The organism is Actinosynnema sp. ALI-1.44 (assembly GCF_001984155.1).
Lineage (GTDB): Bacteria > Actinomycetota > Actinomycetes > Mycobacteriales > Pseudonocardiaceae > Kibdelosporangium.
Genome location: NZ_MTQO01000054.1, coordinates 62,731 through 82,642, shown reverse-complemented (window position 1 = coordinate 82,642; position 19,912 = coordinate 62,731). Strand labels below are relative to the sequence as shown.

Annotated in this window: 17 protein-coding genes; 6 read left to right on the top strand and 11 right to left on the bottom strand. The window is 67.7% G+C overall.

Annotated features, from left to right (window positions below; genetic code table 11):
* Positions 1-3: 3 nt before the first annotated feature.
* Positions 4-1,227: an FAD-dependent oxidoreductase gene (locus ALI144C_RS47305; protein ID WP_076993871.1), complete on the top strand. Its 1,224-nt coding sequence runs from the start codon at positions 4-6 to the stop codon at positions 1,225-1,227.
* Positions 1,228-1,230: 3 nt separating this feature from the next.
* Here the strand turns inward: ALI144C_RS47305 and ALI144C_RS47300 are convergent, their stop codons facing one another.
* Complete coding sequence (locus ALI144C_RS47300; protein WP_076993870.1) at positions 1,231-2,001, bottom strand: fumarylacetoacetate hydrolase family protein; 771 nt, start codon at positions 1,999-2,001, stop codon at positions 1,231-1,233.
* A 9-nt stretch (positions 2,002-2,010) separates the two neighbouring features.
* Positions 2,011-2,274, bottom strand: coding sequence for a hypothetical protein (locus tag ALI144C_RS47295; RefSeq protein ID WP_076993869.1), 264 nt, complete (start codon positions 2,272-2,274; stop codon positions 2,011-2,013).
* 135 nt (positions 2,275-2,409) lie between these two features.
* Between ALI144C_RS47295 and ALI144C_RS47290 the strand changes: the two genes are divergently transcribed.
* From ALI144C_RS47290 to ALI144C_RS47280, 3 genes are read left to right on the top strand one after another with little or no spacing between them, the layout of a single operon-like run.
* On the top strand, positions 2,410-3,198 hold the full coding sequence (locus ALI144C_RS47290) for a helix-turn-helix domain-containing protein (RefSeq protein ID WP_237774655.1): 789 nt from the start codon (positions 2,410-2,412) through the stop codon (positions 3,196-3,198).
* A 19-nt stretch (positions 3,199-3,217) separates the two neighbouring features.
* A complete protein-coding gene (locus ALI144C_RS47285; protein WP_076993867.1) occupies positions 3,218-3,391 on the top strand; it encodes a DUF397 domain-containing protein in 174 nt (57 codons plus the stop codon).
* Positions 3,392-3,417: 26 nt separating this feature from the next.
* Positions 3,418-4,422, top strand: coding sequence for a hypothetical protein (locus tag ALI144C_RS47280; protein ID WP_076993866.1), 1,005 nt, complete (start codon positions 3,418-3,420; stop codon positions 4,420-4,422).
* Here the strand turns inward: ALI144C_RS47280 and cimA are convergent.
* The 9 genes from cimA to ALI144C_RS47235 form a co-directional block, all read right to left on the bottom strand.
* Positions 4,403-6,034, bottom strand: coding sequence for a citramalate synthase (gene cimA, locus ALI144C_RS47275; RefSeq protein WP_076993865.1), 1,632 nt, complete (start codon positions 6,032-6,034; stop codon positions 4,403-4,405). The genes ALI144C_RS47280 and cimA overlap by 20 nt on opposite strands.
* Before the next feature lie 198 nt (positions 6,035-6,232).
* Positions 6,233-7,054 (bottom strand): helix-turn-helix domain-containing protein, encoded by an 822-nt coding sequence (locus ALI144C_RS47270; protein ID WP_076993864.1) that lies wholly within the window; start codon positions 7,052-7,054, stop codon positions 6,233-6,235.
* 68 nt (positions 7,055-7,122) lie between these two features.
* Positions 7,123-8,163, bottom strand: coding sequence for a 3-isopropylmalate dehydrogenase (locus ALI144C_RS47265; protein ID WP_076993863.1), 1,041 nt, complete (start codon positions 8,161-8,163; stop codon positions 7,123-7,125).
* Positions 8,164-8,289: 126 nt separating this feature from the next.
* Positions 8,290-11,628, bottom strand: coding sequence for a S8 family serine peptidase (locus ALI144C_RS47260; protein WP_076993862.1), 3,339 nt, complete (start codon positions 11,626-11,628; stop codon positions 8,290-8,292).
* A 167-nt stretch (positions 11,629-11,795) separates the two neighbouring features.
* Entirely contained in the window at positions 11,796-13,394 is a 1,599-nt protein-coding gene (gene serA, locus ALI144C_RS47255; RefSeq protein WP_076993861.1) for a phosphoglycerate dehydrogenase, read from the bottom strand.
* 128 nt (positions 13,395-13,522) lie between these two features.
* Complete coding sequence (locus ALI144C_RS47250) at positions 13,523-13,798, bottom strand: DUF397 domain-containing protein (RefSeq protein ID WP_076993860.1); 276 nt, start codon at positions 13,796-13,798, stop codon at positions 13,523-13,525.
* A 92-nt stretch (positions 13,799-13,890) separates the two neighbouring features.
* Entirely contained in the window at positions 13,891-14,904 is a 1,014-nt protein-coding gene (gene ilvC / locus ALI144C_RS47245; RefSeq protein ID WP_076993859.1) for a ketol-acid reductoisomerase, read from the bottom strand.
* Between the two features lie 37 nt (positions 14,905-14,941).
* A complete protein-coding gene (gene ilvN / locus ALI144C_RS47240) occupies positions 14,942-15,448 on the bottom strand; it encodes an acetolactate synthase small subunit (RefSeq protein WP_076993858.1) in 507 nt (168 codons plus the stop codon).
* Position 15,449: 1 nt separating this feature from the next.
* Complete coding sequence (locus ALI144C_RS47235) at positions 15,450-17,303, bottom strand: acetolactate synthase large subunit (RefSeq protein ID WP_076993857.1); 1,854 nt, start codon at positions 17,301-17,303, stop codon at positions 15,450-15,452.
* A 277-nt stretch (positions 17,304-17,580) separates the two neighbouring features.
* Here ALI144C_RS47235 and ALI144C_RS47230 point away from each other — a divergent pair, with 277 nt between their 5' ends.
* Positions 17,581-18,012: a PH domain-containing protein gene (locus ALI144C_RS47230; RefSeq protein ID WP_076993856.1), complete on the top strand. Its 432-nt coding sequence runs from the start codon at positions 17,581-17,583 to the stop codon at positions 18,010-18,012.
* Positions 18,013-18,057: 45 nt separating this feature from the next.
* On the top strand, positions 18,058-19,899 hold the full coding sequence (gene ilvD / locus ALI144C_RS47225) for a dihydroxy-acid dehydratase (protein ID WP_076993855.1): 1,842 nt from the start codon (positions 18,058-18,060) through the stop codon (positions 19,897-19,899).
* Positions 19,900-19,912: the final 13 nt, after the last annotated feature.

Here is a 19,912-nt window from a genome sequence, read left to right as displayed (position 1 = left end):
GAGATGGAGCGCACGACCTGCGCGATCGTTGGGGGCGGACCGGCGGGGATGGTCCTCGGTCTGATGCTGGCGAGGGCGGGGATCGAGGTGACGGTGCTGGAGAAGCACGCCGACTTCCTGCGCGACTTCCGCGGCGACACCGTGCACGCGTCGACGATCAGGCTGATCGACGAACTGGGCCTCGGGCGGGAGTTCCGCCGTCTGCCGCAGTCCAGGCTGCAGACGATCGGCTTCCCCAGCGACGACGGGATGTACGTGATCGGAGACGCGGGCAAGCTGCGTGAGCCGTACAACTACATAGCGATGGTCCCGCAGTGGGACCTGCTCAACCTGCTGGCCGAGGCGGGCCAGGCGGAGCCCACGTACACGCTGCGGATGAACACCGAGGTCACCGGTCTGGTCGAACGTGATTCGAAGGTGATCGGGGTGCGCTATCGCACGGCCGACGGCGTGGAAGGAGAACTGCACGCCGACCTCACCGTGGCCTGTGACGGCCGCACTTCATTGCTTCGCGAACAAGCCGGTCTGGTCCCGGAGGAATTCCCGGTGCCGTTGGACGCGTGGTGGTTCCGGCTGCCGCGACACGAGGACGAATCCGGCACGGCCAGCTCTCTCCGACTGGGGTTCGCCGACGGGAACATGGCGATCGCCATCACCAGGGAAGGCTTTTACCAGGTGGCATTGCTGGCGCAAAAAGGGATTGATCCGCGGCTGCGCGCGGAAGGTCTCGCGGCGTTCAGGGAACGGATCGGCCGGACAGTGCCGTGGCTGGCCGACCGGGTCGACGCCATTAAGAGCATGGACGACGTGAAAATGCTGGACGTCAAGTTGAACCGATTGCACCAGTGGCACACCGACGGCCTGCTCTGTATAGGTGACGCCGCCCACGCGATGTCCCCGATCGGCGGAGTCGGTATCAACCTCGCGGTGCAGGACGCGACGGCGACGGCGAAACTCCTGGCGATGCCGCTGCGCCATGGCCGCGTCCGGACGGCGGACCTGGCGAAGGTCCGCCGTCGCCGGTGGCTGCCGATGGTCGTGGCCCAAGGCCTGCAGCGGCTTCTGCACAAGGCGGTCCTGGAACCCGTGCTGACCGGCAAGCGGAGCACGTACCCGAAGGGACCGGCGATGGTGACCCGGCTGATCCCGCCGTTGCGCGCGGTGCCTGCGTACGTGGTGGCGATCGGGGTCCGGCCGGAGCACGCCCCGGACTTCGCAAGGCGTTAAGGCCTACTTGGCCACCACGGGGTTGGTCAGCGTTCCGATGCCCTCGACGGTGACCGAGATGCTCTGGCCGTCGGTCATGGGGCCGACACCGGCCGGTGTCCCGGTGAGGATGACGTCACCGGGCAGCAGGGTCATCACCCTCGAGATCCACTCGATGAGCTTCGGCACGTCGTGCAGGAGAAGAGAAGTGCGCGAGTCCTGTTTGACCTCGCCGTCGAGTTCGGCGCGGATGGCCAGATCGGACGCGTCCAGCTGGGTCTCGACCCACGGGCCGAGCGGGCAGAACGTGTCGTGGCCCTTGCCACGCGTCCACTGCCCGTCGGCCTTCTGCTGGTCGCGGGCGGTGACGTCGTTGCCGACGGTGTAGCCGAAGATGACGGACGAAGCCTTCTCGGCGGGCACGTCCTTGCACGGCTGGCCGATCACGACGGCGAGCTCGGCCTCGTAGTCCACACGGGACGAGTCGGCCGGGAGCCTGATGGCGGCGTTGGGGCCGATCACGCTGGTGGACGGCTTGATGAACATCACAGGGTCGGCCGGTGGCTCCCCGCCCATCTCACGCGCGTGGTCGGCGTAGTTCTTGCCGATGCAGACGACCTTGGTCGGCAGGATGGGAGCGAGCAGGCGGACGTCGGCCAGCGGCCACTTGCGGCCGCTGAACGTCGGTTTCACGAACGGCTGCTCGGCGATCTCCAACGCCATTTCCTGGCCGTCGGCATCGCCGAGGGCGGCGTAGGCGAACCCCTCGGAGTGAGCAATACGAGCAATACGCACGGCAGAACACTAGCTGAGCCAGACGAGGCGTGCCTCGGCGCCGATCTGGTGGGAGCGGAGGGCGCGCTCGGCGGTGGTGGACACGTGGGTGGTGCCGTCGGTGTAGGTGAGGACGGCAAGGGGCGGGTCGCTCAGCTCCATGCCGTACGCGACGAAGTAGTCGGATTCGTCGCCGAGGCGGTCGTGGCGAACGCCATAGATGGCGAACAGGCGTGGAGCGCACTCATACGCGGCCTCGGCAAGGTCTTCCAGTACTTCTTCCGCCAGATTCATCTACCGGACGTTAGGCTAGATGTTCTATACGCCGCAATGACCGGATCGAGTGACGACAAGCCGGTCCGGCATCGGGAAAATTGAGTCATGGCAAGGAATGACCCCACTGCATTGCGCTGGCTCGTGGGAGTCGAGTTGGCGCACTACCGCAAGCAGGCGGGGCTGACACTCAAGGAAGCAGCCGCGAAGTCCGGTATCGGCCGCGCCAAGCTCGGCCACATGGAGACCAGCAAGTACATCCAGTGGCCTGCGGATGTCGCGACGCTGATGTTGACCTATGGCGCCCCGCCCCACGATGTCGACCGCCTGTCCACGTTGGCGGGCACGGCGGGCGGCAGATCCTGGGTGGCACCTTGGTCGAACGTGGTACCGGACTGGTTCAGGACCTTCGTGGGCCTTGAGGGCTTGGCGGAGAGCGAGTTCGTGTTCGGTCCTCTCCAGTTGCCGGGACTGCTCCAAACAGCCGCCTACGCCGAGGCAGTGACCAGCGCCACCGGCTTCGTCCGGCAGGACCACAGTGATCGGTTCGTGTCGTTCCGCTTGGCTCGAGCCAAGCGGCTCAACGACGATGACCCGTTGGACTTGCACGCAGTCATAGCCGAAGGCGCCTTGCGATTGGCGGTCGGGGATGCCGAAACCCGGCGCGGCCAGCTCAAACATTTGTTGACCTTGGCCAAGCGGCCCAACGTGACCATTCAAGTCGTGCGGCCCGAGGATGGCCCGCATGCCGCGAACACCGGCCACCTCGTCGTGCTGGATTTCCCCCAAGCGCAGTCCATCGCCTACGCCGAACGGGTCGATGGAGGCGTCTACATCCAGGATCCAGACGATGTCCGGACCTATAAAATGGCAGTCGAGAATCTCAAGTCGGTCGCTCTGTCCCCCGCGAAGTCGCTGAGCCTGATCAAGGGGTTGATCGACTGATCTGAATCCTGGAGGCGCCATGCGGTGGAGGAAGAGCAGCTTCAGCGGCAACAACGGCGAATGTGTCGAGGTGTCCGTCTCTCCTCACCAGGTTGCGGCTCGAGACTCCAAGAACGCCACCGGCCCCATCCTCACCTTCAACCACCCGGCCTGGGCGACCTTCCTCACGACCCTCACGACCGTCACGCGCTGACCTGGTCCATCTCCTAGAGTCCGATCATGGACTCCTCACGGCGTGCTGTACTGGGCGGAGCCGTTGCCACGTTCCTCGGACTTGGTAGCGGCACGGCCGCCGCAACGACAACCAGGCGTAAGCGAGTGCTGATCGCGACCAACGAACCGTGGGGCACGTACCACGTCCAGCCCTTGCTGGCCGAAGCCGCGCGGTTCGGTATCCGGATCACGCAACTCGTTCCTGACTATTCACAGGTCAAGCCCGGCGATCCTGTCCCCGTGGCGACTCTCGCCGACGCTCCCCAAGCCGACCTCCTGGTTGTCAACGGGGCCGAGACGTGGCCTGCCGACTGTGCCAAGCACTTCCGTCGCCTGCCTGTCATCGCGAGTTCCCTCGCCTACCTACAGCCCGTGGAGGCGGCGAGGGCCAGGGAGTTCCGGCACCGGCTGAGGATTCTGACTGCCTCTTCCCCCGCTGAGGCGCGTTCGTTCGGCAAGTACTTCGGGACCAAGCGAACCGTCAAGGTCGTCGGCTCCCCGCAGACCGACAACCTGCCGAAGCGGGCACCGGAGAAGGACCTCGTCCTCGTCATCACCAGCGTCACGCACCCCGACGGCACGGGAAGCTCCGCGCCCGGTACCGAACTGCTACTGGCCGCCGCCGAGAAGCTTGCCGCTGCGGGGAAGAAGATCCTGGTCGGCCTGCACCCCCGTGAGAACCGCAAGCTCTGGGAGCGCTACGAGATCAGCGCTGTTCCCACCCTCCAGGCCTCCGCACGCGCCGAGGCCGCCATTGGGATTCCCGGCACCGTTTTTCCGTTCGTCGCCGCCGTCGGGACTCCGCTTGTCGGCTGCACCGACCCCAAGCTCACCGTGCCCGACTACCTGCGTGCCGTTTGCTCTTCCACCATCGACAGCGCCGAGCGGGCCGTGTCGGCTGTAGAGCAGGCACATCTGCCCAGCGACGCCGTCCTCAAGGATGCCGTCGGGCCGGTCGGTGGCTCGGCCCGACGCCTCCTTCACAGTTGGGTCAGGACACCGTTGTGCTGACCCGCAGCGCTTTGTGGACCAACGCATCGCACAACGCCAGCCAGCTGGCTTCCACGATGTTGCCGTGCACTCCCACTGTCGTCCATTCGCGCTGACCGTCCGTCGACTCGACCAGCACCCGGGTCACCGCGTCCGTTCCCGGGTGTTCGGTCATGATCCGGACCTTGTAGTCCGCCAGCTCCACCTGGTCAAGCCAGGACAGGTGCGGCAGCAACGCTTTCCGCAGCGCCGCGTCCAGTGCGTGGACCGGGCCGTTTCCTTCCGCCGTCGCGATCATGCGCTCGCCGTTGACGTGCACCTTCACCGTCGCCTCCGACACCACTGTCCCGTCGACGTGGTGGTCCAGGATGACCCGGTAGGATTCCAGGACGAACGGTGGTGTGTCCACTGGCGACTGGTCGGCTTCCGCCACCTGCGCCCGCAGCAACAGCTCCAGCGACGCGTCCGCGGCTTCGAAGGACCAGCCCCGTGCTTCCATCTCCTTCACCTTCCGCACCGCGCCTGTCAGCGCGGCGGGCCGACCGGCCAGGTCAACCCCGAGCTCACGTCCCTTGAGCTCCAGGCTGGCCCGACCGGCCATCTCGGTGACCAGTACCCGCATGTCGTTGCCGACGACGTCCGGATCGATGTGGTTGTACAGCTCCGGATCGACTTTGATCGCGCTCGCGTGCAGGCCCGCCTTGTGGGCGAACGCTGACGACCCGACGTAGGCCTGGTGGGTGTCGGGTGCGAGATTCGCGATCTCGGCAAGGGCATGGGAGACCCGGGTGAGCTCGGCCACGCGTTCGGTGGGTAGCACCGGCATGGCGAGCTTGGTCACGAGGTTTCCCACTACGGCGAACAGATCGGCGTTACCCGCCCGTTCGCCGTATCCGTTCGCGGTGCACTGCACGTGGCTGGCGCCCGCCTGGACCGCCGCGATGGTGTTCGCGACGGCGCACGATGTGTCGTCCTGGCAGTGGATCCCCACCCGGAAGCCGGTCCGGGCGATCACTTCCCTGACGGTCTCGGCCAGCCCCAGCGGCAACTGGCCACCATTGGTGTCACACAACACGACCACGTCCGCGCCACCGTCCACACCGGCGGTGAGCACGCGCAACGCCGTGTCCGGGTCGAAGGCGTAGCCGTCGAAGAAGTGTTCCGCGTCGAGGAACACCCGCCGCCCTTCGCCGGTCAGGAACGCCACCGTGTCACGGACCATCTCGCAGGCTTCGTCCACATCGGTCTTCAGCGCGAGTTCGATGTGCCGCCGGTCGGACTTGGCGACCAGCGTGACGACCGGCGCCTGCGAGTCCAGCAGCGCTTTCACCTGCGGATCCTGCGCCGCCGTCGTCCCTGCCTTGCGGGTGGATCCGAACGCGACGAGCGCGGCGTGCTTGAGCTCCAGTTCCCCTTCGGCCGCGCGGGCGAAGAACTCCGTGTCCTTCGGCAAAGCGCCTGGCCAGCCGCCTTCGATGAACCCGACGCCCAGTTCGTCCAGCAACCGGGCGACGACCAGCTTGTCCGCGGCCGAGTAGGAGATTCCCTCGCGCTGGGCCCCGTCCCGCAGTGTCGTGTCGTACACGTGGAAGTCGTCGCCGAGCGGCGTGCCTGCCGGGCTCTTGCGGGTCACGGGACTCTCCTGTGGTGGGTTCGAGACAGTGCCGGAACAACAAAAAACCTCCCGCAGGATGCGAGAGGTCGGCGCACTGGGTGGTGGAGCTCGGCTACCCAGTGCGCTGGTCGATAATGATCACGGCATACGCGGTCATGGTGAGCATGAAACCACACTCACCGCCGCCATACCAACCAGCGGGCCCGAGTTCCCACTTCATGGGAGCAGCCCTTCGACGAAGGCGAGCGAATCCTCCGGCGACAGGGCGTCCTGCCGAAGCTTGTCGAACACCGACAGGTACTCGTTCACACCGTCGCGGATCAGATGCCCTTCGGTCAGGTTGTTCGTATATGCGACCGGCACATCATCCGCGCCCGCGAAGCGCAACGCGATGAACCCACCGGCCTGCCCCGCGTGCAACCCGACGGACGCGGGCAGGACCTGGATCCGCACGCTCGACCCAACGGTCATCAGGTGCCGCAACTGCTCCGCCGCGAGCCGCGGCACGGCGGCGACCCTGTGCAGGACCGAATCGTCGAGCACGACCGACAGCGACGGCGGTGTGTCGCGGACGAGGATCGCCTGCCTGGCCATCCGCAGATCAGCCCACCGGCGCGCGACCTCGGACGGACGGCCGAAGGCCTCCCCGAGCGCCTGGGCGTACGCGTGGGTCTGCAGCAGGCCGGGAATCCACTGTGGCTGGTATTCGAGGATCTCGGTCGCTTCGTCCTCGTAGCCGACGTAGAGGTCGTAGCCCGGGTAGATCACGTCGGCGTAGTCACGCCACCACCGCTGCTTGCCGTGCCGAACCACCGCGAGCAACACCGTCCGCTGCGCGCCGGACACGTCGTAGTAGTCGAGGAGTTCGCGCAGGTCGATGGGCCGGACGGCCACCTGCCCGGTCTCGATCCTGCTGACCTTGGCCGACGAGCACTCCAGCCGGGCCGCGACCTCGTCGAGCGTGCGACCGGCCTGATCCCGCAGGTGACGCAACTCGGCCCCGAGCCTGCGCCGATCGTCCTGAGACGGTCTCAGCATTCTGCAATTCTTGCACAGCGAAAGGCCGCCGCCACGGGATCGTGACGGCGGCCTTCAGCTGCTGAAACCTACGCGGTCGTCCGTGAATTCGACGAGACGAGCGCCGCCAGCCGGTCACCGATGGCGTACGTGCCGCCCGGCGACGCGTGATCACGGGTCGCCAGGTCGAACGCCACCGACGCCTCGATCCGGCGTGCCGCTTCCCGCTCCCCGAGGTGGTCGAGCAGCAGCGCCACCGACAGCACAGCCGCCGTCGGGTCCGCGATGCCCTGCCCCGCGATGTCCGGGGCACTGCCGTGGACCGGCTCGAACATGCTCGGGTTGCGGCGGGTGATGTCGAGGTTCCCTGATGCCGCGAGGCCGATTCCGCCCGTCACCGCCGCGGCGAGGTCCGTGAGGATGTCGCCGAACAGGTTGTCGGTGACGATCACGTCGAACCTGCCCGGGTCCGTCACCATGTGAATGGTTGTCGCGTCCACGTGCTGGTAGGCCACCGTCACGTCCGGGTGCTGCAACGACACCTCTTCGACGACCCGCGACCACAAGGAGCCCGCGTGCGCGAGCACGTTGGTCTTGTGCACGAGCGTCAGGTGCTTGCGCGGACGGGCCGACGCACGAGTGAACGCGTCGCGGACCACGCGCTCCACGCCGAAAGACGTGTTCACGCTGACCTCGGTCGCGATCTCGTGCGGCGTGTCCTTGCGCAGGAGGCCACCGTTGCCCGCGTACAGACCTTCGGTGCCTTCCCTGACCACGATCATGTCGATGTCACCCGGATCGGCGATCGGGCTGCGCACACCCGGGTACAGCCTCGCCGGCCGGAGGTTCACGTGGTGGTCGAGCTCGAACCGCAGCCGCAGCAGCAGACCGCGCTCCAGGATCCCGCTCGGCACCGAAGGATCACCCACCGCGCCGAGCAGTATCGCGTCATGTTCCCGGAGTTCGCCGAGAACCGACTCCGGCAGCAACTCCCCCGTCGCGTGCCATCGAGCGGCCCCAAGGTCGTACCGGGTGATCTCAGCACTCGGAACGACCTCGCCGAGCACCTTGAGGGCCTCGGCGATCACTTCCGGCCCGATCCCGTCACCGGGGATCACCGCGAGCCGCATGCAGACACCTCCGTGGATACAGGCCCAGCGTTCGGGCCACACAGTTCAGGGAAGGCTACCCGCACCCACCCGGTCATCCGTACCTCGACCACGCTTACGGGGTCCCCCTTTCGGATCACGACCATCTCAGCTCGCGGGAACCCGCACCACCGCGGCACGATCACCGCTCGCATTGTGGTGGTTGAGGACCAGCAGCCCTTCCGTCCGATCGGTCGCCATGACCGACTTGTCCCGCTTGATGGACAGCACGGTGTTCGCCTTGGCGTCGAACACGAGCGCGTCCTTGCCTTGCCCGGTCGCCCGCAACGCGGGCTTGAGCGGATCGAACGACATCCCGGCCACGCTGTCAATCAAACCGGCCTCCTCACCCGGCGGGCTGTAGAAGCCGACGACCCCGACGGAGTACGAGAATCGGGCCGATCCCGCGGCGAGGTCGACGCCCAGCACTCTGAGCGGCACCGGCAGCAGCGCCACGTCGCTGTCGAACGCGTTCGTGTCCGTGTCGCCGAAAAGGCCGTTGAACGCGGTACGGGCCACCGACGGCCTGTCCGGTTTCGCCAAGTCCACTGTGTTCACCACCCACACATCGGTACCGGTGAGCTTTGTCACGTACGACTGGAAGTCCATGGTGCCGTCGTTGTTCTTGTCGATCTTGACGTACGGGATCGTGTTCCCGCCCGAGTTGTACCTGTTGCCCCACGTGACGACGCCGAAGGCCAGATACGCCGTGTCCGGTTTGCCGTGCTCGATCGCCCACGGCGCGGTGGACGCGACTCCCACGTACCGGATGTCGCCGCCCTTCGCGGTGTCGTTGACCGTGCAACTCTTGACGCGGACGCGGCGGCACGACGGCAGCTGCGGCGACGTGCCCTGCAGTTCCAGCACACTGATCAGCGAGCGGTACGCCTCACTGCCCTCGCCCTGGTCGAGCCCCTTGCCCAGAATGGGCAGCAGCCCCTGGTCCGTGCTGTCGAAGCTCACCACCGGTTCGGTGCTGACCTTGGCGACGGGCTTCGGCGCCGCGTACACCGGAACACGGAGTTCCTTGCCCGCGGTCGACGTCAGCACGATCCTTCCGGAGGCGTCCGCGACGAACTGGCGGGCGACGTCCTGCTGTTTCCTGGCGACAGTCGGGTCGATCGTCCGGCGCAGGGCGAGCGGGTCGTCGACTCGCAGGGTGACAGTCACGGCGGCCGTGCCGTTCGCCGGGAGCGCCACCTGCGACGGGGAAACCTCGTAGCGAACACCCGGCATCGTGGTGACGTCCTGGTAGGCGGCTTTGAACTCGGTCGGCTGGCTGCCCTTGTTGACCAGTTTCACCGTTCGGCTGACCGAGACCGGGTTGAGCACCTCGACCGCGCCGAACGACACGCTCACCGAACCGGGTGCCTCCTGGACCATCGCGAGCACTTCGGTGTCCACAGCGGACTGCGCGTTCACCCGGCCGGCGCCGGTCCGCTGCGGTGCGAGGACGATCCCGTTCGGCTCGGTGCGCACGTCCTCGGTCGCGGTGTTCATCACCGCGGCCTTGACCTCCTCCGGCGTCCAGTCCGGACGGGTCTCGCGGACCAGTGCGGCGATCCCGGCGACGTGCGGCGTGGCCATCGAGGTGCCGCTGATCACCAGGACCTGGTTGCCGCTGGTGGCCAGTGCGGACGCGATGGTGTCCCCCGGCGCGGCCACGTCCGGCTTCACGGCGGGACCGCGCACCCCGCGTGAGGTGAACCGGCTCGGCGTGTCGTTGATCTCGGGCGACTTGGTCTTCAGCGTGCCGCGCTTCGCACCGTGCATCCGGACAGTCAGCGTGCCCGCCTGCAAAGCGGGCAGCACTGCTTTCGTCGCCGTCGCGGTCAACTGGAAGGACGGAATGCCGTCGACGCCCGCGATGCCCGCGGCGAACTGGTCCGTCCCCGACGGCAGCAGAACCCCTGCCGCCCCGGCGTTCTTGGCGTTCGTCGCCCGGGCCGCCGAGCCGCAGCGGCGAGTGCTGTCGGCGTCATCCCATTCCAGCCACACGATCTTCCCCGCGACAACGGTCTTGTCCGCCTCGGCGAACGGGTCGCAGCCGTCCGCGTTGGCCTGGCTGGACATCCGCACGACCGGTTGGGTCAGATCGAGGCTGTCGTATGCGGTGTAGGCCAATCCGTACTGCCCGCCGACATCCGCGGCCGCTTCCGGTGGCGCGGTCACCGTCACCGCGTCACGCATGACGAACGGGTCGAGTGTGCTGGCGACAGTCAGTGCCTCGGGCGTGTTGCCCGGTGCGCCACCGATGTCGTAGATGTCCCCGCCGTTGCCGCCCGCGATCACGGGCAGCACGTCGTTGCGGACCAGCTTGCGGACGAACAGGCTGTCCGGGTCGTCCGGCGCACCGTAGTTGCTGCCCAGCGACAAGTTCACGACGTCCAGGTGGTCGGAGAAGTCGCCGTCACCGGTGGGGTCGAGCGCCCAGTCGAGTGCTTTCGCCGTCAGGTTGGTGCCGCCGGAGCAGCCGAAGACCTTGATGGCGTAGATCGACGCCATCGGCGCGGTGCCGGGGCCGATCCGCATGTCGTCGAGAGCCTGCGGGGTGAGTTTGGCGTAGTCGCCGCGGAACGTGGTGCCGTCCGCGTTCACGCCATACCCCGCGGTCGTCCCGCCGACGTGGGTGCCGTGCTCACCGCAGGCAATCGGGTTCGGGTCAGGGGCAGGCGTCTTCGACCCGTTCTTGCCGGACGCGTCGTACTGGTCCCCGGCGAAGTCGTAACCGCCGACGACCTTGGCGGTCGGGAAGTAGCTGGGATCGACCTTGGTCCGGTCGATCGCGGTGTACGACTCGGGAGTGCCCGGGCCGCCGAACGTGGCGTGCGTGTAGTCGACACCGTCGTCGATCACGCCGATCCGGATCTTGTCCCCGAGGCGGCCGGTGTTCTGCCAGACGTTCAAGGTCTTGGTGACCTGGACCGCACTGGCGTTGGTGCGCGTCTTGGCCAGGACGGGCCGGATCGACTGGACGTCCGCCCGCGCCGCCAGGCCGCGGATGGCCGTGGCCTCACCGCTGACGACCATCCCCGCGACCGCGTTCACTGTGGTGAACAGGAATTGGGCGCTCGTGTCCCGCGACCGCAGGGCGGTGGACAGGGATTCGGCCGTCGCGTTGGTGTCGGCGACGGCCGCACGCGCCGCCTGCGCGGCCTGTTCCTGGGTGCCACCGGCGCGGCTGGACTGTTCGTTGTAGACGTCCACAGCGGGACGACGGTCCAGCTCGACGAACGCGGTCGTCGGCCCGCTGGTGCTGAACAGTTCGGAGACCTTGTCGGCAGTCGAGTCAGGCAACGCGCGGACCGGCAGAGCTTTGGCCAACGGGAGATCGCGCGGTCTGCTGGTGGCGGTACCCGCCGTGGACACACTCGCGACAAGAGCGAGGGTGAGCACCGCGATCATCGGACGTCGTCGTTTCCACCCGGTCCGACGGGCCACAGCCATACCTCACTCTCCGCGCACTGGTGATGCCGGAAAGCAACCTATCCGTGATCGGGGGCATCACCTAGGACATCCGGGCGAACGTCAACTCTTCGGGTTGACACGAAAGTGGCAGCCGAAGACGCGGAAAGCCCCCACAGCCGCGCTGTGGGGGCTTTCGTTCGAACCGGTCAGTCGTCGAACTGCACGGCGCGGATGTTCGTGGCCGCGATGCTCAGGCCGATCGAGTCGAGCACCGAGGCGTCCACCTGGCGGTCGACACGCAGGATCATGATCGCGTCGTTGCCCGTCTTGGTCTGGCTGATCTGGGCCGCCTCGACGTTCACGCCCGCCTCACCGAGCAGGGTGCCGACCGTGCCCATCACACCGGGGCGGTCCGGGTACGCCGCCAGCAGCACCGTGCCCTCGGCACGCAGGTCGAAGCTGCGGCCGTTGAACCCGACCAGCTTCTCCACCTGCGCGAGGCCCGACACCGTGCCGGACACCGTGATCGTCCCGCCGTCCGGGTAGACCGCGCGCAGCGTCACCAGGCTGCGGTGGGCCGCGCTCTCCGACTCCTTGACGATGTCCACCTGGACACCGAGCTCGTCGGCCAGCCGCGGCGCGTTCACGAAGGTGACCGGGGTGTCCACGAGGCCGTGGAAGGCGCCGCGCTCGGCGGCGAGAGCGAGGATCGAGACGTCCTCGTTGGACAGTTCACCGCGGACCTCGACCGTCAGCGACGTCGGCGTGCCGTTGCCGGTCGCGGCCAGCACCAGGCCCAACTTGTGCGTCAGCGGCAGGTACGGGCGGACTTCGTCGCCCACCGCGCCACCGACGACGTTCACACCATCGGGTACGAAGTCGCCGCGCAGCGCCAGCAGGACGCTGCGGGCCACGTCCGTGCCCGCGCGGTCCTGCGCCTCCTCCGTCGAGGCGCCGAGGTGCGGCGTGACCACGACGTTCGGCAGGCCGAACAGGGGGCTGGACGTGGTCGGCTCGGTGGCGAACACGTCGATGCCCGCACCGCCGACCTGGCCCGACTTGATCGCGTCGGCCAGCGCCTGCTCGTCGATCAGGCCACCGCGGGCGGCGTTGACGATCAGCACGCCCTTCTTGGTCTTGCCGAGCTGGTCCGCGCCGATCAGGCCCTTGGTCTCCGGGGTCTTGGGCAGGTGCACCGAGATGAAGTCCGCCCTGGCCAGCAGCTCGTCCAGCTCGACGAGCTCGATGCCCAGCTGCGCGGCACGCGCGGGCGACACGTACGGGTCGTACGCGATCAGCTTGGTGTCGAAGGCGGCCAGGCGGGCGGCGAACAGCTGACCGATCTTGCCGAGGCCGACGACACCGACCGTCTTGCCGTTGATCTCCACGCCCGAGTAGGAGCTGCGCTTCCACGCCCCGCCCTGCAGGCTCTGGTCGGCCGCGGGGATCCGGCGGGCGACAGCGAGCAGGAGGCCGACGGCGTGTTCGGCGGCCGAGACGATGTTCGACGTCGGCGCGTTCACCACCAGCACACCGCGCTCGGTCGCGGCGGGCACCTCGACGTTGTCCAGCCCGACACCGGCGCGGGCGACGACCTTCAGCTTCGACGTGGCCCCGAGCACCTCGGCGTCCACCTTGGTCGCCGAACGGACGAGCAGCGCGTCCGCGTTCGCCACCTCGCTCAGCAATGCGGGACGGTCCGTGCCGTCGACGTGCCGGACCTCGACTTCCGCGCCGAACACGTCAAGGACGGACGGAGCCAGCTTCTCGGCGATCAGAACGACAGGTCGGCTGGTTGCAGTCACGGCAACGCACTCCAAATGGTCATTTCATGATGTGGGAGACAGACCGGGAACAACGCCGGGCCCGGATGCGGAGGAGTCTAAAGCCTCACGCGCAGGTTACGAGTGAGTTATGGGGCACTACCGGGTCATCACCACGGCTCGTCGAACTCACCAGCGCGGACTCCCTGGACGAACGCTTCCCACTCACTGGGAGTGAACACCAGAATGGTGCCATCCGGGTACTTGGAGTTGCGCATCGCCGTGTAGGTGACTCCGTCCGTGTGCTCGACGAACGCGATCTCAACGTACTCCCCGTCGGGATCGGCACCGGGTTCCGCGGCGCGCTGCCACTCGGCCTTCGTCAGGTCGAGATTTCCTCGAACGTGCGCTTTGTCGTCATAGATCGGCGCGCTGTCACCACTCATGACGCTAGGTATAGCAAAGAACCCTCGTGGGTGTTTCGGCCGGTTCCAACCGGACGAAACACTCACGAGGGTTGTTGAGCCTTCAGACCTTCTCAGGCGGTGTCGGTGAGGGGGCGGTCCACCCAGGACATCAGGCCACGCAGTTTGCGGCCGACCTCCTCGATCGGGTGCTGCTCACCCTCGGCCTGCAGCTTCTGGAAGTTCGGGCGGCCGGAGGCGTCCTCGGCCACCCACTCCTTGGCGAACGAGCCGTCCTGGATCTCGCCGAGGATCTTGCGGAGCTCCTCCTTGACCGACGCGTTGATCACGCGGGGGCCACGGGTGACGTCGCCGTACTCGGCGGTGTCGGAGATCGAGTAGCGCATCCGGGCGATGCCGCCCTCGTACATCAGGTCCACGATCAGCTTCAGCTCGTGCAGCACCTCGAAGTAAGCGATCTCCGGCGCGTAACCCGCCTCGGTCAGCACCTCGAAGCCCGTCTGCACCAGCGCCGCCGTGCCACCGCAGAGCACCGCCTGCTCGCCGAAGAGGTCCGTCTCGGTCTCTTCCTTGAACGTCGTCTTGATCACGCCCGCGCGGCTGCCGCCGATGCCCTTGGCGTACGCCAGCGCCAGCGCCTGCGCGTTGCCGGTGGCGTCCTGCTCGATCGCGATCAGGCAGGGCACGCCCTTGCCGTCCACGAACTGGCGGCGGACCAGGTGGCCCGGTCCCTTCGGCGCGATCATGAAGACGTCGATGTCCGCGGACGGCTGGATCAGGCCGTAGCGGATGTTGAAGCCGTGGCCGAAGGCGATCGCGCTGCCCGGCTGCAGGTTCGGCGCGATCTCCTCGTCGTAGATCTTCTTCTGCTTGGTGTCCGGCGCCAGCAGCATCACGATGTCCGCCTCGGCCGACGCCTCGGCCGGGGTCAGCACGCGCAGGCCCTGCTCCTCGGCCTTCGCGCGGGACTTCGAGCCCGGCTGCAGGCCGATCCGCACGTCGACGCCCGAGTCGCGCAGGCTCAGCGCGTGCGCGTGGCCCTGGCTGCCGTAGCCGATGACGGCGACCTTCTTGCCGCTCAGCACACCGAGGTCGGCGTCATCGTCGTAAAAGATCTCGACACTCATCTAGTTATTTCCTTAATCAACCTGTGGAATTCGATCCTCAACGAACTGCTGTGGCGGTGATCGATCGCGGCCCTCGGCCGATGGCGACCATGCCCGACTGCACCATTTCACGGACGCCGTACGGCTCCAGCATCCGGCGCAGCGCCTCGATCTTGTCCGCGGTGCCGGTCGCCTCGATGGTCAGCGCCTCCGGCGAGACGTCGACCACCTTCGCCCGGAACAGCTGCACCGTCTCCAACACCTGGCTGCGCACGGTCGCGTCCGCCCGCACCTTCACCAGCAGCAGTTCACGCTGCACCGCCGAACCCGGTTCGAGTTCGACGATCTTGATGACGTTCACCAGCTTGTTGAGCTGCTTCGTCACCTGTTCGAGTGGCAGTTCCTCGACCGCGACCACGATGGTCATCCTGGACACGTCCGGGTGCTCGGTCGGTCCGACGGCGAGCGACTCGATGTTAAAGCCACGCCGGGAGAACAACCCGGCAACGCGAGCAAGCACACCCGGCTTGTTCTCGACGAGGACGCTCAGTGTGTGGGTGGACATCTCAGATCTCATCCTCGTCGAACAGCGGCCGGATCCCGCGCGCCGCCATGATCTCGTCGTTGCCGGTCCCCGCCGCGACCATCGGCCAGACCTGCGCGTCCTTGCCGACCACGAAGTCGATCACGACCGGCCGGTCGTTGATCTCCAGCGCCCGCTTGATCACCGCGTCGACCTGCTCCTTGGTCTCGCAGCGCAGGCCCGCGCAGCCCAGCGCCTCGGCGAGCAGCGTGAAGTCGGGGATGCGGTGCTTGTGCGTGCCCAGGTCCGTGTTGGAGTAGCGCTCCGAGTAGAAGAGGTTCTGCCACTGCCGGACCATGCCGAGGTTGCCGTTGTTGATCACGGCGACCTTGATCGGCGCGCCCTCGATCGCGCACGTGGCCAGTTCCTGGTTGGTCATCTGGAAGCAGCCGTCACCGTCGATCGCCCAGACTTCCTTGTCCGGCATGCCGAACTTCGCGCCCATCGCGGCCGGCACCGCGAAGCCCATCGTGCCGAGACCACCGGAGTTGATCCACGACATCGGCTTCTCGTACTTCACGAACTGCGCGGCCCACATCTGGTGCTGGCCGACACCCGCCGTGTAGATCGCGTCCGGGCCGACCAGCTGGCCGATCCGCTCGATCACGTACTGCGGCGACAGCGTCCCGTCCGACGGCCACTCGTAACCGGCCTTGAACGCCTCGCGCCAGCTGTCGATCTGCGCCCACCACGCGGTCAGATCCGCCTTGTGCCGGTCATGCTCGCTCTGCACTGCGGTGATCAGCTCGGTGAGGATCTCCTTGCAGTCACCCACGATCGGCACGTCGGCCTTGCGGTTCTTGGAGATCTCGGCCGGGTCGATGTCGGCGTGCACGACCTGCGCGTCCGGCGCGAACGAGTCGAGCTTGCCGGTGACCCGGTCGTCGAACCGGGCGCCGAGCGCGATGATCAGGTCGGATCGCTGGAGGCAGCCCACCGCCGCCACCGATCCGTGCATCCCCGGCATGCCCAGGTGCTGCGGGTGCGAGTCGGGGAACGCGCCACGCGCCATCAGCGTGGTGACCACCGGGATACCGGTCAGCTCGGCCAGGCGCAGCAACTCGGCCGACGCCTGCGCCTTGATCACGCCGCCACCGACGTAGAGCACCGGGCGGCGGGCCGACGCGATCAGCTTCGCGGCCTCGCGCACCTGCTTGCCGTGCGGCCGGGTCGTCGGCCGGTAACCGGGCAGGTGGATCTCGGGCGGCCAGGAGAAGCTGGTGGTCTCCTGGAGCACGTCCTTGGGGATGTCCACCAGCACCGGGCCCGGTCGGCCGGTCGATGCCAGGTGGAACGCCTCGGCGATCGTCCGCGGGATCTCCGCCGGATCGGTGACGAGGAAGTTGTGCTTGGTGATCGGCAGGGTGATGCCGCAGATGTCCGCCTCCTGGAAGGCGTCCGTGCCGATCAGGGCCCTGGTCTGCTGGCCGGTGATGGCCACGACCGGGACCGAGTCCATGTTCGCGTCGGCGAGCGGGGTGACCAGGTTGGTCGCGCCGGGGCCGGAGGTCGCCATGCAGACGCCGACCTTGCCGGTGGCCTGCGCGTACCCCGTCGCCGCGTGTCCGGCGCCCTGCTCGTGGCGGACCAGCACGTGCCGGACCTTGGTCGAGTCGAGCAGCGGGTCGTACGCCGGCAGGATGGTGCCGCCCGGAATGCCGAAGACCACCTCGCAACCGACTGCCTCGAGCGAGCGGACCAGCGACTGGGCGCCGGTGACGCGCACCGGCGCACCCGACGGTGGCGCGGGTTTAGGACGGTTGGCCGGGGCAGAGCTGTCTGCTCCCTGTTTCGGCGCCCCGGGCTTCGCGGCGGGTCGCGATGTAGCGCTCGTCATCGGTTCTGCCTCGTGAGTCGGTGGTTCGGGTATGGGTCCGGACACGAAAAAACCCTCGTCGACCGGATAGGTCGCACGAGGGTCGCGCGTCGACGAGTCGGTAACTCCTAAGCGTCGACGCGCTTGGGAAGTACGAGACCAATCAACTTGAACATAGGGCGACGGTAGTGCGGATCCCGCGCGCGCGTCAAATCTGCGGGACAGTTATCCCGCATAGTGGACCCGATCGGGGGACCCGCGCGCAGGCGGTCACAGCCAAACGTGCACCATCTTCCCTGTGACAGCCGTCAACAAGGTCGTCTTCCGGACCCCGCCGACCGCACACCTGGGTGCACTGCTGCTCGCCGTCGCCGCGACGCCGTTCGCGTTCGCCGCACCGGGTTTGTTCGGCATCTACGTCGTGCCGATCGCGATGGTCCTGTGGGTCGTCCGGCACCGCACGACGGCCGACAACGACGGCATCACCGCACGCGACATGTTCACCAGCAAGACCCTGGAGTGGGACGAGCTGGCGTCGCTGAAACTCGACGGCGGCAAGGTGTCCGCGGTCGACACCCATGGCACCGTGACCCGGCTGCCCGGCGTCCGACTGCGACACATGTCACTGCTTTCCCAGGTCAGCAACGGCCGCATCCCCGACCCCGCTGCCACCCCCGACGCTCCCGGCACCGAGGAAACTCCGGCCACACCGGACACCTCCGGGGAGTAACGTCTTCGCTGTTCCTCTTGTTCTTCAGCTGATTCTGGAGGGGCTATGCCCCAGTTGCGCTCCCGCACGACCACACACGGCCGCAACGCCGCAGGAGCACGCGCGCTCTGGCGCGCGACCGGGATGACCGATTCGGACTTCGGCAAGCCGATCGTGGCGATCGCCAACTCCTACACCCAGTTCGTGCCCGGCCACGTCCACCTTCGCGACCTCGGTGACATCGTCGCCGAAGCCGTGCGCGAAGCGGGTGGCGTGGCGCGCGAGTTCCACACCATCGCGGTGGACGACGGCATCGCGATGGGACACAGCGGGATGCTGTACTCGCTGCCGTCACGCGAGATCATCGCGGACTCGGTCGAGTACATGGTGAACGCGCACCAGGCCGACGCGCTCGTCTGCATCTCCAACTGCGACAAGATCACCCCGGGCATGCTGAACGCCGCGATGCGGCTCAACATCCCGACCGTGTTCGTGTCCGGCGGGCCGATGGAGGCGGGCAAGGCGGTGGTCGTCGACGGTGTCGCGCAGGCGCCGACCGACCTGATCACCGCGATCGCCGCGTCGGCCAACCCTTCCGTCGACGAGACCGGTCTGTCCATTGTGGAGCAATCGGCCTGTCCGACGTGCGGCTCGTGCTCCGGGATGTTCACGGCCAACTCGATGAACTGCCTGACCGAGGCGCTCGGTCTCGCCCTGCCGGGCAACGGGTCCACACTGGCCACGCACGCCGCCCGCCGCGCGCTGTTCTCCCGGGCCGGGACGACGGTGGTCGAACTGTGCAAGCGCTGGTACGGCGAGGACGACGAGAGCGTCCTGCCGCGTTCGATCGCGTCCCGCAAGGCGTTCGAGAACGCGATGGCGCTGGACATGGCGATGGGCGGGTCGACCAACACGGTCCTGCACATCCTCGCCGCCGCGCAGGAGGGCGAGGTCGGCTTCACGCTCGACGACATCGACGCGACCAGCCGCCGCGTGCCGTGCCTGTCGAAGGTCTCGCCGAACTCCGACTACCACATGGAGGACGTGCACCGGGCCGGCGGCATCCCCGCGATCCTCGGCGAACTCGACCGCGCCGGACTGCTCAACCGGGACGTCCACTCGGTGCACAGCCCCAACCTCGAGCAGTGGCTGTCCGAGTGGGACGTCCGGTCCGGCCACGCGTCCGACGAGGCCATCGAACTCTTCCACGCGGCGCCCGGCGGCGTGCGGACCACCGAGGCGTTCTCCACCACCAACCGCTGGTCGTCCTTGGACACCGACGCGGCCGGCGGCTGCATCCGTGACAAGGAGCACGCGTACACCGCCGACGGCGGCCTGGCCGTGCTGCGCGGGAACCTGGCCGAGAACGGCGCTGTCATCAAGTCCGCCGGGATCGACCCGTCGTTGTTCCGGTTCCAGGGACCGGCCCGCGTGGTCGAAAGCCAGGAGCAGGCCGTCTCGGTGATCCTGAACAAGGAGATCCAGCCGGGTGACGTGCTGGTCGTGCGTTACGAAGGCCCGGCAGGCGGCCCGGGGATGCAGGAGATGCTGCACCCCACCGCGTTCCTCAAGGGCGCCGGGCTCGGCAAGAAGTGCGCGCTGATCACCGACGGCCGGTTCTCCGGCGGTTCGTCGGGACTGTCGGTCGGGCACATCTCCCCCGAGGCGGCTGGCGCCGGGACCATCGGCCTCGTGCGGGACGGCGACGAGATCCTGATCGACGTCACCACCCGCACCCTCGAACTGCTTGTGCCCGACGAGGTGCTGGCCGAGCGGCGGGCCAAGATGGAATCGAGCGAACGGCCGTGGCAGCCGGTCGACCGCGAGCGGCCGGTCACGACCGCGCTGCGTGCCTACGCGCACATGGCCACCGACGCCTCCACCGGCGCGGTGCGGCGCGTTCCATAATCCGAACGACTCC